19 protein-coding genes are annotated in these 17,118 nt (G+C 63.7%); 7 read left to right on the top strand and 12 right to left on the bottom strand.

What is annotated here, in order from left to right:
• Window positions 1-109: 109 nt before the first annotated feature.
• From EKO19_RS09895 to EKO19_RS09870, 6 genes are read left to right on the top strand one after another with little or no spacing between them, the layout of a single operon-like run.
• The gene (locus EKO19_RS09895) at window positions 110-790 is read left to right on the top strand and encodes a COG4648 family protein (protein WP_129776268.1); all 681 of its coding nucleotides are present in this window, start codon (window positions 110-112) and stop codon (window positions 788-790) included.
• 5 nt (window positions 791-795) lie between these two features.
• The gene (locus tag EKO19_RS09890; protein ID WP_129776267.1) at window positions 796-1,122 is read left to right on the top strand and encodes an ApeI family dehydratase; all 327 of its coding nucleotides are present in this window, start codon (window positions 796-798) and stop codon (window positions 1,120-1,122) included.
• Window positions 1,119-2,084 (top strand): LpxL/LpxP family acyltransferase, encoded by a 966-nt coding sequence (locus tag EKO19_RS09885; protein ID WP_129776266.1) that lies wholly within the window; start codon window positions 1,119-1,121, stop codon window positions 2,082-2,084. Before EKO19_RS09890 ends, EKO19_RS09885 begins: the two co-directional genes overlap by 4 nt.
• Complete coding sequence (locus EKO19_RS09880) at window positions 1,996-2,643, top strand: LolA-related protein (RefSeq protein ID WP_129776265.1); 648 nt, start codon at window positions 1,996-1,998, stop codon at window positions 2,641-2,643. The genes EKO19_RS09885 and EKO19_RS09880 overlap by 89 nt, the downstream gene beginning before the upstream one ends.
• Window positions 2,640-5,030 carry an MMPL family transporter gene (locus tag EKO19_RS09875; RefSeq protein WP_129776264.1) on the top strand — a complete coding sequence of 797 codons (2,391 nt, stop codon included), beginning with the start codon at window positions 2,640-2,642 and terminating at the stop codon, window positions 5,028-5,030. The genes EKO19_RS09880 and EKO19_RS09875 overlap by 4 nt, the downstream gene beginning before the upstream one ends.
• Window positions 5,031-5,034: 4 nt before the next feature.
• A complete protein-coding gene (locus EKO19_RS09870) occupies window positions 5,035-5,460 on the top strand; it encodes a hypothetical protein (protein ID WP_217705236.1) in 426 nt (141 codons plus the stop codon).
• Here EKO19_RS09870 and EKO19_RS09865 read toward each other — a convergent pair.
• Genes EKO19_RS09865 through EKO19_RS09845 form a run of 5 tightly spaced genes read right to left on the bottom strand, consistent with a single transcriptional unit; the run spans window position 5,444 to window position 9,789 of the window.
• Window positions 5,444-7,063, bottom strand: coding sequence for an NAD(P)/FAD-dependent oxidoreductase (locus tag EKO19_RS09865; RefSeq protein ID WP_129776262.1), 1,620 nt, complete (start codon window positions 7,061-7,063; stop codon window positions 5,444-5,446). The two genes, EKO19_RS09870 and EKO19_RS09865, sit on opposite strands and share 17 nt — an antisense overlap.
• Window positions 7,064-7,067: 4 nt before the next feature.
• Window positions 7,068-7,862, bottom strand: a complete 795-nt coding sequence (locus EKO19_RS09860; RefSeq protein ID WP_129776261.1) for a beta-ketoacyl synthase chain length factor — start codon at window positions 7,860-7,862, stop codon at window positions 7,068-7,070.
• Complete coding sequence (locus EKO19_RS09855) at window positions 7,859-9,043, bottom strand: beta-ketoacyl-[acyl-carrier-protein] synthase family protein (protein ID WP_129776260.1); 1,185 nt, start codon at window positions 9,041-9,043, stop codon at window positions 7,859-7,861. Before EKO19_RS09855 ends, EKO19_RS09860 begins: the two co-directional genes overlap by 4 nt.
• A 13-nt stretch (window positions 9,044-9,056) precedes the next feature.
• Window positions 9,057-9,476: a hypothetical protein gene (locus EKO19_RS09850; protein WP_129776259.1), complete on the bottom strand. Its 420-nt coding sequence runs from the start codon at window positions 9,474-9,476 to the stop codon at window positions 9,057-9,059.
• A 37-nt stretch (window positions 9,477-9,513) separates the two neighbouring features.
• Entirely contained in the window at window positions 9,514-9,789 is a 276-nt protein-coding gene (locus EKO19_RS09845; RefSeq protein WP_129776258.1) for a phosphopantetheine-binding protein, read from the bottom strand.
• 148 nt (window positions 9,790-9,937) lie between these two features.
• Here EKO19_RS09845 and EKO19_RS09840 point away from each other — a divergent pair, with 148 nt between their 5' ends.
• Window positions 9,938-10,996, top strand: coding sequence for a chorismate transformation FkbO/Hyg5 family protein (locus tag EKO19_RS09840; RefSeq protein ID WP_129776257.1), 1,059 nt, complete (start codon window positions 9,938-9,940; stop codon window positions 10,994-10,996).
• Here EKO19_RS09840 and EKO19_RS09835 read toward each other — a convergent pair.
• Genes EKO19_RS09835 through EKO19_RS09805 form a run of 7 tightly spaced genes read right to left on the bottom strand, consistent with a single transcriptional unit; the run spans window position 10,973 to window position 17,012 of the window.
• Window positions 10,973-12,301, bottom strand: a complete 1,329-nt coding sequence (locus EKO19_RS09835; RefSeq protein ID WP_217705235.1) for an AMP-binding protein — start codon at window positions 12,299-12,301, stop codon at window positions 10,973-10,975. The two genes, EKO19_RS09840 and EKO19_RS09835, sit on opposite strands and share 24 nt — an antisense overlap.
• 8 nt (window positions 12,302-12,309) lie before the next feature.
• Window positions 12,310-13,533, bottom strand: a complete 1,224-nt coding sequence (locus EKO19_RS09830) for a beta-ketoacyl-ACP synthase (protein WP_129776255.1) — start codon at window positions 13,531-13,533, stop codon at window positions 12,310-12,312.
• Complete coding sequence (fabG, locus tag EKO19_RS09825; RefSeq protein ID WP_129776254.1) at window positions 13,533-14,261, bottom strand: 3-oxoacyl-ACP reductase FabG; 729 nt, start codon at window positions 14,259-14,261, stop codon at window positions 13,533-13,535. Before fabG ends, EKO19_RS09830 begins: the two co-directional genes overlap by 1 nt.
• Window positions 14,258-15,484: an NAD(P)/FAD-dependent oxidoreductase gene (locus EKO19_RS09820; RefSeq protein ID WP_129776253.1), complete on the bottom strand. Its 1,227-nt coding sequence runs from the start codon at window positions 15,482-15,484 to the stop codon at window positions 14,258-14,260. Before EKO19_RS09820 ends, fabG begins: the two co-directional genes overlap by 4 nt.
• A complete protein-coding gene (locus tag EKO19_RS09815) occupies window positions 15,468-15,911 on the bottom strand; it encodes an acyl-CoA thioesterase (RefSeq protein WP_157995197.1) in 444 nt (147 codons plus the stop codon). Before EKO19_RS09815 ends, EKO19_RS09820 begins: the two co-directional genes overlap by 17 nt.
• 17 nt (window positions 15,912-15,928) lie before the next feature.
• Window positions 15,929-16,738 (bottom strand): glycosyltransferase family 2 protein, encoded by an 810-nt coding sequence (locus EKO19_RS09810; RefSeq protein ID WP_129776251.1) that lies wholly within the window; start codon window positions 16,736-16,738, stop codon window positions 15,929-15,931.
• 25 nt (window positions 16,739-16,763) lie between these two features.
• Window positions 16,764-17,012 (bottom strand): acyl carrier protein, encoded by a 249-nt coding sequence (locus EKO19_RS09805; RefSeq protein WP_129776250.1) that lies wholly within the window; start codon window positions 17,010-17,012, stop codon window positions 16,764-16,766.
• Between the last annotated feature and the right edge of the window lie 106 nt (window positions 17,013-17,118).

The following is a 17,118-nucleotide window of genomic DNA, read 5'->3' as shown; positions in this document are numbered from 1 at the left end:
TCCATTCAGACCATTGTGGATGCCTTGTTCGCGCTCGGCAACACGCGCATGCTTCGCGCCTGCGATGATGGCAGTTGACTCCCGAGTGTTTACCGCGATTGGCCGGGCCGTGCTGGTGCTCGCGTACCCGCTCGTCGCCCACTTCGGCGTCATTTTGAACGACGTGACCCTGATCGCCATTGCATTGGGGCTATTGATCGTCCTGCCCATGGTGCCGGCCCTCGGCCGACGCAATGTCGCGGCCTGGCTGGCGCTGCCACCGGTGGTCGCGGGCCTGTGGTGGTTATCACGTTCCACGCACGCGACATTGCCGCTGTATATCGCACCGGTGCTGGTGCCAGGATTCATGGCGGGCGTATTTGGCAGCACGCTGCTCGCCGGACAGGTTCCGCTAATCGAACAGCTGGTCCGGGTCATGGAGTCCGGCCCCGGGGGCATCGGCGAGCCCGAGCCGGACGTGCTGGAGTACGCGCGCAAGCTGACGGCCACCTGGACATTCTTTTTCGTCAGCCTGTCGGCGACCAATCTGGTGTTGGGGCTGCTCGCCGCACCCGGCGGCATGCTGCTGGCCGCCGGGCTCACGCCGCCGGTCACGGTGCCGGAGGAATGGTGGTCGCTGTTCGCCAACCTCATCGGATATTTGCTGGTCGCGGCCTTCTTCCTGATTGAGTACGCTTACCGCAGCCACCGCTTTCCGCGGCAGCCCTATCGCAACATGCTGGATTTTTTTCTGAAGGTATTCGCGGCCATGCCGCGCCTGGTCAGCAACGTCGCTGCCCCTCGTCATTGAACGACATGAGCCCCCTCGCCCACGCCACCGTTCTGCGGGTCGACGCGAATCATCCGTCGCTGCCCGGCCATTTTCCGGGCCAGCCGATCGTGCCCGGCGTCGTCCTGCTCGACTGCGTCCTGCAGGAAGCGGAGCGCTGGCTGCGGCGCCCGGTGCGCGTGGTTGCGCTCCCCAACGCCAAGTTCACCGCGCCGCTGCTGCCCGAGGAGTCGGCGGATCTGCAATTGAAACTGGACGCCGCAGAGCTGCGCTTCACCCTCAGCCGCGACGGTTCGGCGATCGCACAGGGATTATTTCGAATCGCCGCCGGCGACCACGGACCGGCGGCGTGAAACAGCAATGGCTCGACCGTCCCGAAGCCGGCTCGGTCTTCGGTTATCGACTGATCAGCCTGTTCGCGCGGCTGTGCGGGCGCTCGGCCGCGCGCCTGGTGCTCTTTCCCATCACCGCGTTCTTTCTGCTGAAGCGCGCGCCGGAACGACGCGCCTCACGCGACTATCTGCAGCGGGTGCTGGGACGCAAGGCCACGCTGAAAGATGTCGCGAAGCAGTTCCACTGTTTCGCCTCCGTCATCCTCGATCGCCTGTTCCTGCTGCTCGAAAGTTTCAAACGTTTCGATGTCCGCGTGCATGGCCTTGACGTCCTGCGTGCCCAGTTCGCCAAGAAACAAGGCGTGCTGATCTTCGGCTCGCATCTGGGCAGCTTCGATGCCTTGCGCGTGCTGGGCGAGGTGCGCAAAGACGTGAAAGTGCGCGTCGTGCTGGACGTCGAACACAATGCGGCGCTGACCAACTTCCTGCACGCGTTCAATCCGGAGCTGGCGCGCTCCATCATCAATGCCCGCCAGGACGGCACGGTCACCGCGCTGGCGATCAAGGAAGCGGTGGACGAAGGCGCTCTGGTCACCTTGCTGGTCGATCGCGCCCGGCCGGGCAATCAAGTGTCGCTCGCGAATTTCCTCGGCGAGCCCGCGCCGTTCCCGACCGGGCCGTGGCAGATCGCGGCGGCACTCAAGGTGCCGGTGGTCCTGTGCTTCGGCCTGTACCGCGGCGGCAATCGCTACGACCTGCACTTCGAAGCGTTCGCCGACACGGTGCGCGTGGAACGCTCCAACCGCGAGGCGAGTCTCAATGCCATCATTCAACGGTATGCGGACCGGCTGGCCCATTACACGCGCGCTGCGCCGTACAATTGGTTCAACTTCTATGATTTCTGGCACCTCAATTCGATCCCTGGCCCTGACCATTCTGGCGCTGCTCGCGCCCCTGACGGCGTGGAGCGCCGGCCAGACTGAAAGCGCCGATACGCTGATCGGCCGCCTGGCCAAGCCCGCGCCCGCCACGGTCTCCTTCACCGAAGTCCGCTTCTCGAAGCTGCTGCGGGCGCCGCTGATCGTGTCGGGCGACCTGGGATATTCCGGACCGGAGAGCCTGGATCGACGGGTCACGACGCCTTATCGCGAGCACACCTCCATTCGCGGCGAGTCCGTCAAAGTGGAACGCGAAGGCGAGAAGCCGCGCAGCTTCGCTTTGAAACATGCGCCGGAGCTGCGGGGGCTGTTGTCGGGATTCTCGGCCATGCTTTCGGGCGACGCCGCGTCGCTGCGCAAGACATTCGACGTCGAAATGAGTGGCAATGACGATGCGTGGACCCTGAAGCTCACGCCGACCGATACCAAAGCTCGCCGCCGCTTGCAGCGGATCGAAGTGAACGGCCACCAGAGCGATCCGCGCTGCTTTTCGATGACGACCGCCGATGGCGCCTCCAGTGTGTTGCTTCTGGGCGCGAACGCGGCGGAGCCCGTTGCCACCGATGTGACCTTGGTCGCCTTGCAGCGGCGCTGTGGTGCATGAAGCTCACCCGCTCGGCTTTATTGATCCTGTTCATCTGGCTGGTGCTGCTGGCCGGTCTGACCTGGTTCGTGCAACGGCAGCTGCAAGTCAGCACCGATCTGCGTTTGTTTCTTCCCAGCCCGACGACGCCCGAACAACAGCTGTTGTTGGAAGAAATCGGCGAGGGCCCCGCATCGCGCGTGATGGTGATCGCATTGGAAGGCGCGGAGCCGGAGCAGCTTGCCGACGCGTCGCGCACGCTGGTCGAGACTCTGCAATCGAGCCCGTACTTCCGCATCGTCACCAACGGCGATATTTCTCTCGACAGCGTCCCGGACGAGTTGCTGGCGTACCGATACTTGCTGTCGACGACGTTGGACGAGCGGCCGCTCGATGAAAAGTATCTGCACTCGGAGCTGCAGGAACGCGCGCGCGATCTGGCGTCACCGGCGGGCGCCTTCCTGGAACCGTGGCTGCCGCGCGATCCGACGCTCGAGTTGCTGAAGGTCCTGCAGCGTTGGCAGCCGATGCAGGAGCCCAACCGGTTGTTCGATGTCTGGTTCGATCGCGAAGGCAAGCGGGCGCTGCTGATTGCTCAAACGCGCGCTGCCGCTTTCGATCCCGATCAGCAACGTCTTGCGGTCGAGCAATTGAACGCGGAAGGCGAGCGCCTGAAACGTGACGACGGCGTGACGCTGACTTTCAGCGGCGCCGGCAAATTCTCCGTAATGATGGAAGAGCGGACCCGCGGCGAAGCGACATTGCTCGGCGCGGGCGCGACGGTGGGCATGATCATCTTGTTGCTGGTCGCTTATAGAAGCATCGGCGCGGTCATATTGAGCTCATTGCCGCTCGCCAGCGCAGGCCTGGCGGGGCTCGCCGCCGTGAGTGCGCTATTCGGCGAGGTTCATGGCATCACGCTGGCATTCGGCTTCACGCTGATCGGCGTCGCGCAGGACTATCCGATTCATTTGCTCAGCCACGCGCATGCCAATCGATCGCCCGATGAAGCCGCTCGCGCGCTGTGGCCGACGCTTGCCACGGGCGTCGCCAGCACGTGCATCGCCTATGTCACCTTCCTGCTCTCCGGAGTCATCGGGCTGGCACAGCTCGCGTGCTTCACGGTCGCGGGCCTGGCCGTCGCCGGCCTGACGACCCGATTTGGCTTGCCGCCGCTGATGGCTACGAAGGGTCGCGACTTCGGCGACTCGGTGTGGCTGGGCAAACTGTGGCAACGAATGGAAAACCTGCCACGCCCGCTCTGGGCCGGCGTGGTCGCCGTCGTTCTATCCATCGGCGCCATGGTGCTCGCGCCACAGCCCATGTGGGAAAGCGATCTGAGCAAGCTCACGCCGCTGCCCAAGGAACTGTTGATCCAGGATCAAGCGCTGCGCACTGAGCTGGGTACGCCGGATGTGCGCTATCTGCTGGTCATCAACGCCGCCGACACCGAATATGCGCTGAAGAAACTGGAACAGCTGGACGAGCCGCTGCAGAAGCTGGTCGCCGATGGCGCGATCACCGGCTATGACCACGCCGCTCGCTACGTGCCGACGGCGGAGAAGCAGCGTCAACGACAAGCTCGCCTGCCCGAGCCGGCGACGCTGCGCGCCGATATCGATGCGGCGGTGAAAGACACACCATTCCGACCGGATGTGTTCGAACCGTTCCTCGAAGACGTGGAAAAGGCACGGCATCTGCGCTTGCTGACCGTCGATCGGTTGCGCGACTCACCGCTCGGCGTGAGCGTCGAAATGCTGCTGACTCAGCACGCCAGGGAGAAGGATAAGACCACTCAGCGCACAACCGCGCTCGTGACATTCAGCGGCGTTGCAGACGTCGCGGCGCTGGAACGTTTCGCCGCCGGCGCCGGGGAAGGCGTGACGTTGCTGGACACGAAGGACGCGTCCGAAACGCTCGTGACCCATCAGCGCATCAAGATCCTGTGGAGCCTGGCGATTGCGGCCGTGCTGCTCGCCGGCGTCGTGATGTTCTCGTTGCGTCAGGCCTCGCGCGTCTATCGCGTGCTCGCGCCGATGGCGCTGACCACGTTGCTCATCATCGGCATCCTGCAGGCCGCGGGCGTATCGATGACGTTGTTTCATCTGATCGCGCTGATCCTCGCCGCCGGTCTCGGCCTCGACTACGCCTTGTTCTTCGAGCACGCGGCCGACGATCCCATGGAACAGCGGCGGACTCTGCACGCGTTGCTCGTGTGCTCGATCTCGACGCTGATGGTGTTCGCGCTGCTCGCGCTGTCGTCACTGCCGGTGCTCCGAGCGCTCGGCTTGACGGTATCGATTGGCGTGATCTCCAATTTCGTGCTCGCCCTCCTGCTCACCCGACCGGTGCTGGGCAGGATGCCCGAATGCCGGGGGCGCAGGGATGCGCAGGACCGGCCCGCGTAAACTCATGGCACGTGACGACATCGCAGCGCTGATTCCTCACCAAGGCGGCATGTGCCTGTGGGAGCACATCGTCGAGTGGGACGACACGCGCATCGTTTTGGAAACCGCCTCCCATCGCGATCCCGAAAACCCGCTGCGTGTGGATGGCAAGCTGCGCGCGCTTCACCTGTGCGAATACGGAGCGCAGGCGATGGCAGTGCACGGCGCGTTGAGGGCTGCGCCCAGGCAAGCGCGACCGGGCATGCTGGTGGCGCTGAGATCGGTGACGTTCACCTGCGATTACATCGACGGGCTGGCTGGCGCGCTACGCGTCGAGGCGGTCTGTCTGCAGTCGGCGGAATCCAGCCAGCAGTACAGCTTCAAAATCACTCACAACGGCGCAGTGGCGGCGGAAGGTCGCGCCGCCGTGCTGCTCAAGCTGCCTTCGTAAACAGCAGCGATTCCGATACCGTCGCCGGGACGGCGCTCAACAGCTTGCGCGCTGCGCTGGCGTCGAGCGACGGATGCTCGCCGCATGCCTTCTCGATGATTTCAGCGGCCAGCGAGTTCAACAACCCGGTGTACTCGATCACCCGGGCGCGGAACCCTTCCTCATCGAGATCGTCACGCAAGCCGCGATTCAACTCCGCGAACCAGGGCAGCGAGGCCTGATCCAGCAACACGGCGTCGTTGCGACGCGCGCTGAGCTTCGACCATTCGCGCATGAAGTTCTGCATGGCCACGTTCAAGGCGCGCGAATGATTCAAGTGATCCGAGAGCCGGCTCAGGTTGGCCAGATCGGTCAGGCGACGCTGGAAGAACAGCTGACACAGCACGCCCCAGTAATACGTGTAGTCCCAGATCACTTTCACCGGCATGACTTCCGGATCGCCGAACATGGCGTACTGATCCGTGTACAGCGACAGCGTGCTCTCGTAGAACGAGAAATACAGTTGCTGATACACGTGCGACCGACCATTGATCAGCTCGCCCTGCAGATCGCGGGCGATCAGATCGGTGATGTACGTGTTGCTGATGCCGATGAAGTCGCTGCCGGGCGAGTAGAACGGATCGAGGAACACGCCCGCTTCGCCGGTCAGTGCCCAGCGATCGCCCGAGAACACTTGCTTGCAGCCATAGGAAAAATTGCGCAGGAAACAGAAATCCTGCAGCAGGTGCTGCTTACCCTCGAGTTCCCGCGCGAGCCGCGGCTGATGCACACGGAACCATTCGAGCGATTTCTCGAACGTGTTCATGGTCTCGAGCGGATGAGCGACCGCGTCGCAGACGATGCCCACGGAGTGCGAGCCCGACGACAGCGGGATCAACCACGCCCAATAGCCTGCGCCGCACAGATGATTGGTGGACAGCCAGCGATACGGCGGATCGCAGCGATTCAGCCAGGTCGAATCCGACGACCACTCGTCCACATCGATCTTCGTGCCGATGCGGAACCAGATGGCGTTGGCGTTGTGAGCATTGTCCTGCTGCAGGCCGAGCTTGCGCTTGAGCAAGCCTGCGCGACCGGAAGCATCGATCAGCCAGCGCGACCGAACTTCGTGTTGCTCGCCATCGACTTCATAGCGCACGACATGCTCGGCGCCTTGTGTGCCGACGTCGAAACCGCGCACGACCGCGCCATCGATGAACTCGACGCCCAGCTCGCGCACGTGCTCGCCCAGATAGTTTTCGAACACGCCGCGGTCGAGTTGATAGCTCGGCGTCGAGAGATAACGGCTCGCGCCCAGCTCGGTGACGCCATCCAGGTCCTCGCGACCCTCGGAAAAGAAAAAGCGGAAGCCGAATTTCTTCAGCTGCGCGCTCATCAGATGCTCCTTGAGACCGAGCACCGTGTCGAAATAATGCGCGCCGATTTCCACCGACGACTCGCCGACCTTGTGCGCGGCCGGCGGCACGGGATGACGGCGGCGCTCGATGATCCGCAGCGACAGCGAAGGAAACTGCCGGCGCAATTGAATGGCGAGCGTCAGTCCCGCCAGGCCGCCCCCGAGCAGGGTGACATCCACCTTGGGGACTTCGGTCGATGCATTCATTTTTTCAGTTCACTTGGACATTCAGCGCCAGCTGCCGGCTCAGCGCCAGACAGAGCGTGCGAGGGCTCGAGCTCGCCAGGACTTCGAAGAAGGGCAGACACGGCGCGAGCGCATTGTCGGCAACCAACGGGGCTGCCGCGGAACGCGCCAGAGTCGGCTGGCATTGATCGACCGGTTCGGTCGTGAGAATCAAACTGCGCTGCTGCTGCGACGAGCTCACTGGCGCCAGCACCAAAGCCGCGCCGAGCAAACCGCGACTCGGCGCCATGCTGGAGAGCGCGCCCTTCGCTTCGATATCGAACGCCACATACAACACCGGTCGCTGCTCGCAGACGACCTGCGTCGCCGCTTCGACCAAGCCCTCGCCGAAGGTGGATTCGTAAGCGCTGATCGCGGTGTACGGCGCGAGGCTGCCGGTGCCGATGCTCCAATAGCCCGCCGCGGCGTTGTGAACCGAGTTATGAAACTTGACCGGCGAGATCAACGTGGGCGTGGTCGCCAGTGTCGAGCACATGTAATCGCTGATGGCGAGATCGCCGTGGGTCGATGCGAACACCGACGGCAACTCCGACGGCTTACGCCCGGCCGCTTCGCACGCACGAACCGCGACTTCCAGCGCGACGGCAACCGTGTCAGGAGCGCGCCGCCGTTCTGTCGGTGCCAGCAGCGTCGGTGATGGACGAGGACTCGGCGCTTCAGGCGGCGCTTGATCGCCACGAATCACGGCGCGTGCGATTTCCCAACCCGGCAGACGCGAGGCCCAGAAAGAAACGCCTTCGATCGCGACCCGGAGCGTCATCGATCTCTCCCGAACACCAGCACGCAATTGCTGCCGCCGAAACCGAACGAGAAGCTCAACGCATGCCGCGCCTTGCGCTGCACGTTGTCACGCTGGATCTGCGGACCGCAGGCCAGATCGGGCACTCGCAAATTCAACGTGCCGGGCAACAATTGATGTTCGAGCGCGATCAGACTGATGGCGGCCTCGACGATACCCGCAGCACCCAAGGTGTGGCCGGTCCAACCTTTGGTCGAACTGGCGCAGGTGCTCGCGGGAAACAGATCGGCGACCACCTTTGCTTCGACTTCATCGTTCTTCTGGCTCGCGGTGCCATGCAGATTGATGTAATCGATATCCTCGGGCTGCAACTCCGCGCGCTTGAGCGCATCGTTCAAAGCGAGCCGCGCGCCGACGCCTTCGGGATGCGGCGTCGACATGTGATGCGCATCGTTGGACTCGCCGTAGCCCAGCAGCCACGCGCCACTCGGCGCCTGCTTTTCCAACAATGCGAAGCCAGCCGCTTCACCCAGATTGATGCCGCGACGTTGCACATCGAACGGCTGACATTGCTCGGGCGACACCAGCTCCAGCGAATTGAAACCGAATAGAACGCTGCCGCACAGCGAATCCACGCCGCCGACGATGGCCGCATCGGCCAGGCCGGCGCGAATCAAACGTTCCGCCTGCGCGAACACTTTGGCGCTGGAAGAGCACGCCGTCGCGACCGTCACGCTCAGGCCGGTCAGACCCAGCGCGCTTTGCACGAAATCGCCCAACGAGTGCGGCGTATGAATGATGGGGCGACGCAGCTCGGCCGGATAACGGCCCTCGGGATCGAGTCGCGCATAGGCGTCTTCGCTGGCACCGATGCTCGATGTCGAAGTGCCCATGACGACGGCCACGCGGTCGGCGCCATGACGCTCGCGAGCTTCACGAGCCGCGGCGAGAAAACCATCGGTGGTCAGGCCGCGCCACGCGAGCCGATTGTTTCGACAGTCCCAATTGGCGAGCTGCGCCGGCAGCGGCTGCTCTTCGAGCCCCGCGACGCGCCCGATCCAGGTGTCGATGGGCGCAGCACCGAAATCGTTCCTGCTCAGACCGGAGCGACGCTCACGCAGTGCTGAGAGCGTCGCCGCGCGTCCATCCCCGACCGCGGAGCACAGTGTGTAAGCAGTGATTCTCAGAGGTCGGGATTGCATCGGTCCTGCGTCGTCAGGTGGCGTCCGCCACCAGCACCATGTTGCGCTGGATGTCGTTCACCAGATTCTGGATCCAGCTCAGATAATTCCGATGGATCACCGTCACGCCCTTTTTCTGCGCGTACATCAGCTCGCCCGAATCCAGGTAGCGGATGGCGATCTTGCTGGCGTCGTAATCGATGCTGATCTTGGCCATGTGCTCGCGCAGATGCAGCGTGCTGATGATCTTGCCGGGGTGCTCCTCGGTCACTTGCCACTGGCGACCGGTCAACGCCACCTTGATGGACTTGACCACCTTGGCCTCGCTCAGGCCGGCCGGCACCGGGAACGGCTCCGGATCGACCAACGGGACCTGCCGCGCGCCCATCAGCAACGCCAGCAAAGGCAACAACAACAGACCCGACCACCAACGTGCCCGCTGCGAACGAACCATGGTTCTCTCCCTTTTTGTCAAACGATTGCCAAATCAATCATCCGTTGACGCGATTCGTGGCGATATGCGCGGCCAGCGAACGCAGTGAGCTGAAAATACGCACATTGTTTTCATCGTCCGAGCGCAGCTGAAAGCCGTAGCGCTTGGAGATCTCCAGCGCGAGCTCGAGCGCGTCGATGGAATCCAGCCCGAGGCCGGTCTTGAACAGCGGCGCTTCCGGATCGATATCCCCGGGCGCGACGCCTTCCAGGTTGAGGGCGGTCACGATGAGTTCGGCGAGCTCGCGCTCACCGGCGGTTTGGGTTGCTGACATGAACGAAACAGGCCCTTGTACGAAAGGCTGATTTGCGACGTTGGAGCGGCGAACCGCGGGGCGCGAAGTGTATCATCCGGCCCGCGCGCGCTTCGAATGGCGCGCACGTTTTCCAACCCCCGAACCAACCACTGATTTTGACGACGTGATGCGCAGCAGTTCTGGCGAGCAACCAGCCCAGCCCCTTCCCGCCACCGCCCTGCGCGTCGCCTATCATCCGCTCGACCGCGCCCACGAGTTGCCCGCCGGGGTGCTGGCCGCCATCCGTTTCGGGGCGCGCCTGCGGCCCGAAATCGAGGCTGCGGCGAGCAGCCAGCCCGCCGGGCTGACCATCGATGTGGGACTGGAACCGCTGCACGCCGCCAACTCGGCGCCGACACCAGGGGCGGAATTATGGTTCGCAACCGGACCGGTCCACACTGGCCAATGGTCCGACGACTCGGGGTCGGCCGCGTGCCAGGTGCGTTATGCCCACGACGGTCATTATCTGTTCGCGGCCGTGGAGCTGGATGAGCGCGAGCATGGCGGCATTCTGCTGACAGCCGAGCGCGCCTACGCCGCGATCCGGCGGTTCCAGCAGCAATCGGGGTTTCCCCACCTGCTGCGCATGTGGAATTACATGGACGCCATCAACGAGGGCACGGGCGACCTGGAGCGCTACCGTCAGTTCAATGTCGGCCGCGGCCGCGGGCTGGGCGAAGTGTCCCTGAGCTACCCTTCAGCGACGGCCATCGGCAAACATCACTCCGACCACATCCTGCAGGTGTTCTGGCTGGCGGGCACGGTGGCCGGCCAATCGCTGGAAAATCCCCGGCAGGTGAGCGCGTATCACTATCCCCGGGTGCACGGGCCGGTCAGCCCCGTGTTCGCCCGCGCGTTGATCGCGCCGGACGATACATTGCTGATTTCAGGTACGGCGAGCATCGTCGGCCATCATTCCCAGCATCACGACGACGCGATGGAGCAGCTCGAGGAGACGATCCGCAATCTCAGCTCGTTCGCACCGCACGTCCGGCGTCCCCGGCACGCGAATCGCGGGGATTTGCTGAAAGTGTACGTGCGGGACCCGGCGCTGACGCCGCGCATCGCCGAACGCCTGCGCCAGCTCTATCCCACCAGCGACATTCTGTTCGTGGCGGCGGATGTCTGCCGTCGCGAGCTGCTGCTCGAGATCGAAGCGATCTCACTCGCGCCGCAGGGCTCGTAACAGATTCTCGCGCGGCAGCTTGCCCAGCTCGTTCCGCGGCAGGCTATCCACAATCAGCAAAGGTCGCGGCAGGAATGCGCTGTCGACTCCGGCAGCGAGTTGATCCAACACTTCACGCGCGGTGAGCGTCGGCGCCACGACCAGCGCGGCGACCCGTCGAATCGTGCCCACCGCGTCGGCATCGGGCTGAAACACCGCTGCTTCCTGCACGCCGGGAATGGTCAGCAATCGTTTGGTGAGATCGGTCAGCGAGGCGCGCTTGCCGGCGACTTCGATCATGTCGGAGCTGCGCCCGCGCACCACGAAGCGATTGCCCGGCTGCAGCTCGACCATGTCCTGTAACAACACGGGTTCGACGAACCAGGGCGCGTTGACCAGCGTGCCATCGTCGCGCGGCTCCAACTGAACGCCCTCGTAAAGCCGCCACTGCGCTTCACCGGCGGTGAGCCTGCTCGCGAATACACAAGTTTCAGTGGATCCAAACATTTCAACCAATTCACCGCCGAGCTTTGCGGTCACCGCGGCTGCCAGCGACTGATCCAACGGCGCCGTCGCGCTGACGATCGCATCGACTTCAGGAAACTGCTGGTCGGAACCGACGATGGCGCGCAAATGCACTGGCGTACTGATGAGCACGCGCGGCCTCGGAATTTCGGCCAACGCGGCGGCGATATCGGCTGGAAACAGCGGCCGGCCAGCATGAACGGCCATGTCGCCGAGCAACGGCAACAGCACGCTCATCTCCATGCCGTACATGTGCTGGGGCGGAACGGTCGCCAGCGCCCACACCGTCGAGGTCTTATCGGCAATCGCCGCGCGAATCGACTGAGCATTGCGCGCGTTGCTGCCGTTCACCGTGCGCCAGAGCTTGGGAAATGTTTTGGGCTGACCGGTGCTGCCCGAGGTGTACCCGATCATCACGGTCGTGTCGGCCGGGATGCGCTCGTTGATCGAGTCGGTTGAAGGCTGCGCCAGAGCTGCATCGACCGCGTTGTCATCGATGCGATAGCTGCCCGCATTGGCAGCCGCCACGTCGGCCACGACCTGATCGGCGCGCGACGACGGCAACAGCACGGTATGGCCAACGCTCAATGCCGCGGCGTAAGCGACGAGGAATTTGTAACGGTCCTCGCACAGATTGATCATGGCCGCCGGCGCCGGGGGCTTCGGCAGCCTGGCGACCACCGAAGCGACGTGGCTTCGAAATTCGGCGAGCAGCACCGGCGCGCCACGACGCCACGCGATGGGTCGCTGCGCCTCGGACGACAGAAACAATGGCAGGGTCTCGACCCCGGCAGTGGTCACTCGACGACTCACTGCCAGCGTTTGAACACCATCGAAGTGTTCACGCCCCCGAACGCGAAGTTGTTGTTCATCACGTACTCGGTGCTGATGCCGCGCCCCTCGCCGGTGATGTATTCGAGCTCGCCACAGCGCGGATCGATGTTGTCCAGATTCAAGGTCGGCGCGAACCAGCCGGCATTCATCATCTCGATGCTGAACCAGGCTTCCAGCGCACCACAGGCGCCGAGCGTGTGGCCCAGGTAACTCTTCTGCGAGCTGAGCGGCATGCGCTTGCCGAACAAAGCGGAGGTCGCGCGTGTTTCGGCAATATCGCCATGCTCGGTCGCCGTGCCGTGACCGTTCACGTAGCCAATGACATCGGGTGAAATGCCGGCGTCCTGCAGCGCCAGCTCCATCACCACGCGCATCGTCGATTCCTCCGGCTTGGTGACGTGCACGCCGTCGGAGTTGCTCCCGAAACCAACCAGTTCCGCATGAATGCGAGCACCGCGCCGCTGCGCGTGTTCCAACTCTTCGAGGATCAGCATCGCGCCGCCTTCACCGACCACCAGGCCATCGCGATCGCGGTCGTAAGGACGCGGCGTCGTATGCGGCTGATCGTTGCGACGGCTCGTTGCATACAACGTATCGAATGCCATCGCTTCGGTGGGACACAGTTCCTCGGCACCGCCAGCAATCATCACATCCTGCCGGCCGAACTTGATGGCCTCGTACGCGTAACCGATTCCCTGGCTGCCCGACGTGCAGGCGCTCGAGGTGGGAATGATCCGGCCCTTCGCGCCAAAGAAGATCCCGACGTTGGCCGCGGTCGTGTGCGGCATCATGCGCACGTACGAGTTCGCGTTCAGCCCGCTCGAGTCGGCGTGCAGAATCATGGCCGCGAAGGCCGAGATGTCCGCGGTGCTGCCGGTGGAGGAGCCGGAAGAAACCCCCGTCGCGCCACTGGCAATGATGGGAGAGCCGGTCAATCCAGCATCCGCAATCGCCAGCTCGGCGGCACGCACCGCGAGTTGCGACACTCGACCCATGCTTCGCAGCTGTTTGCGAGTCCAATGCGCCGGCGGAGCGAATTCGATGGGGCCGCCCAACCGGGTGTTCATATCCTTGTGGCGATCCCACTCGTGCATGGTGCGAATCGCGTTCTTGCGCGCACGCAGCCCTGCATGAATCTCGGACCAGCTCGTGCCGAGCCCGCATAATCCGCCAACGCCTGTGACGACTACACGGCGCATCAGCACAGTCCTCCGTTGACCGAGAGCACCTGACGCGTGATGTACGAAGCGTCACGCGACAAAAGAAACGTTACGGCCGCGGCGACTTCTTCTGCGGTTCCAGCGCGCTGCGCGGGAATCGCCTTGAGAATTTCTTCCGTGGGCACGTTCTCGTCGACCATTTCGGTGCCGATCAGCCCGGGCGCGACGCAATTGACCGTGATGTTTCGTTTCGCCAGCTCGACCGCCAGCGCCTTGGTCGCCCCGATGACCCCGGCCTTCGCGGCACTGTAGTTCACCTGACCGCGATTGCCGACGACGCCCGAAACGGAGGCCAATGTGACGATGCGACCCGGCGCGCGTCGACGCACCATCGGCATGATCACAGGCTGGAGCACGTTGTAGAACGCGTCCAGATTGGTCCGAATGACGCCATCCCATTGCTCACCCGTCATGGCCGGAAAGGCGGCGTCCGAATGAATGCCCGCGTTATGCACGACGCCGTAGTAAGCGCCGTTGGCGCTCATATCGGCGGCCAGGGCTTCGGCGCAGACGGCGCGATCGGAGACATCGAACTGCAACACTCGCGACTGACGGCCCAGCGCTTTGATCTGGCCCGCGACCGCGTCGGCTTCATCACGCCGTGACCGGCAATGCACGACAACATCGAAGCCGTCCGCCGCCGCGCGAAGCGCGATGGCACGGCCGATGCCTCGGCTGGAGCCGGTGACCAGAATCGTGTCGCTCATACCGCGCAGAGCTTAGCAACCATGTCGAGACGACGCTCGGGTTCGGCCACGAATGGATTGGTTTCATCCCACGCATACCCGGCCAGGATGGAACAGATCATGGCGCGGATGCCCGGCGGCTGGGTTTTCGCAAACATGATGTCCTGGAAGCGGCCGTCGTACCACGCTTTCACGTAGGCGCGGAACGTGTCCACACCCTTGCGCAGCGGGAGCTCGAAATCGTTGCTCCAATCGACGGTCTCGCCGCGCAACTGTCGATCCAGCAATGCCGCGGCCATGCTGGCTGAACGCATCGCGATGGTGACGCCCGAGGAGAACACCGGATCCAGAAACTCGGCGGCATTGCCGAGCAGCGCGAAACCTTTGCCGTGCATCGACTTCACATTGGCAGCGTAGCCGGTCAGCTCGCGCACCGGCGTATCCCAGGTTGCATTCGCGAGCACGCGAGTGAGAAACGGCTCTTCACTCGCCAGCTTTTTCAAACGCTCTTCCAGCTGCGCCGGGTACCTGTCGAAAAACTCCTTGCGCGCGACACAGCCCAGCGAGCAGCGGCCATTCGCAAACGGAATCAGCCAGAACCACACATCGCGGTGCTGCGGATGAACGATGACCTGGATCTTGTTGCGATCGAAAGCACCGGGCGCGGCGCCATCGGCCACGTGCGTGAACACGGCATTGCGCACCGGAAACTTCGAGGGTGTTTCCAGATCGAGCAGCTTGGGCAACACCCGGCCAAAACCGCTGGCGTCGAGCAGGAACTTGCCCTCGACTTCGTATTCGACACCTTTTGCATCGACCGCGCGCACGCGAGGCTCGTCCCCGCTGTTGTCGACGGCAGTCACGCGAGTTTCATACCGGATCTCGACGCCTTGCCGCTCCGCTTCGTCGGCGAGCACTTTGTCGAAGGCCGCGCGCTGCACTTGAAACGTGGAGTCGCGCCCCTTGGTGAATTTGTCGCTGAAGTCGAAATCGCCGTATTCGTCGCCGCGCACGAAGGCCGCGCCATTCTTGAACTGGAAGCCGGCGCGCTCCACCGCCGGCATCATGCCGGCCTCGTCGACGAAATCCAGGCAATGCGTCAGCAGACTCTCGCCGATGGAGAAACGCGGGAAGCGCTGCCCCTCGAGCACCAGCACGTTCCAGCCACGCTTCTTCAACAGAGCCGAGCTGATTGCGCCGGACGGGCCGGCGCCAATGACGATCACGTCACGTTCCAATTTCATTCCTCTTCAATGTCCGACGCACCCGGGCGAGCAGCGGCTCCGGCGTCTCGAACTGCAGAGCGTGAGTCCTGGCGTCCACCGCGACCTGCACACTTTTGCCGCGCGCCACCCGTTCCCGATCCCCGACGCGCGTCACCAGATAGTTCATCGTGATCCGATTTTCCCACTCGACCAGCGAAGCGCGCACATTCAATCGCTCGCCCATGCGCGCGGCGTGCAGATACTTGACGTGCATTTCCACGATGGGCCAGGCGTAGCCGGACGCCGCCATGGTGTCGTAGCCGAAGTCGAGCTGGTCCATCAATGCCCAGCGCGCGGTTTCCAGATACTTCAGATAGTGGCCGTGCCACATGACACCGATGATATCGATGTCGTGGAAGGCCACGGTCACGTCGATGCTTGCGCTGATCGCGCCCTCTTTTCGCATGTCAGGGCGCATGAGCGTCAAGCATTCGCATCGCGCTCCCGTTCCTGCACCCCGGCCGCGGGCTTGGGCCGCGCGATCTTTCGCCACAGCAACACCGGCAAGCGGATCATCATGCCGAGCGTCATGCGGATGTGCAGCCAGGTCATGCGCACGTTGTCCAGGAACATGCGGAAATGGGACACGCCGTCGATGGGATAGGACACGCGCGTCTCGATCCAGCGCATCGGCACCTGGCGCCAATGCAACCGCACGATGATTTCCGAATCGAAATCCATGCGCGGACCGATGTGTTGAGAGTCCGCCAGTGCCAGCGTGGTCTCGAGCGGATACAGACGGAAACCGCACATCGAATCGACGATGTCGAACGACAGCGTCTGCAGCCAGACCATGCCGTGCGTGAGATAACGACCGTAGTAGCGCGCCTTCGGGATGCTGGCGTCGAACACCGGGCGGCCGCAGATCACTGCGTCGGGCGCTTCGCGCGCGGCTTCGACGAATCGACGAGCATCGCTCAGCGTGTGCTGACCGTCGGCATCGACCTGAATGGCATGGGTGAAGCCGAGCTTGGCAGCGCCACGGAAACCGGTGATGACCGCCACGCCTTTGCCGCGATTGACCTCATGACGCAGCAACGTGACTTCGGGCAATTCGCTCAGCTCATCCAGCACCCTGGCGCACGCGGGGCTGCAGCCATCGTCGACCAGGATCACGGGCAGCCCCTGCTCGCGCAGTCTGCTGACGACGGTGCCGATCGCATGCTCGTGGTTGTACACGGGCACGACCACGCATACGGCGAATTTGGCGTTGAACTTGGCCGGAGAAAGCATGGCTCGATCTCAACCGCGAGGCGCGTCAGGCATTCAGCAGTCGCTGCACGACCGCCGCCAGATCCTTGACCGTGCGCACCGAACGGAAGTCCTCGGGGGTGACCTTACGCCCGGTGTGCTTCTGAACTTCATCCATCAGGTCCACCACGTCGATGCTGTCGATCTCCAGGTCCTCGTACAGGCGCGCCTCGGGCGTGATCCGGGCCGACTCGAGCTCGAACAGCTCGACCAGCGTCTGGCGGATACGTTCGAGGATTTGATCTTGCGACTGCATGAAGTGCTCTGTTGGGGATCGGTGGCCTGCGGCTCGGTGTCTCGAGCACGTCTGCGCGCGCTTCACCGGTCCGTGAACTCGGCGCGCAGTTTAATTCGGGGCACAC

The sequence above is a fragment of the Peristeroidobacter soli genome, from assembly GCF_004138485.1.
Classification (GTDB): Bacteria; Pseudomonadota; Gammaproteobacteria; order Steroidobacterales; family Steroidobacteraceae; genus Steroidobacter; species Steroidobacter soli.
This window is presented reverse-complemented; position numbering and strand designations above follow the sequence as displayed.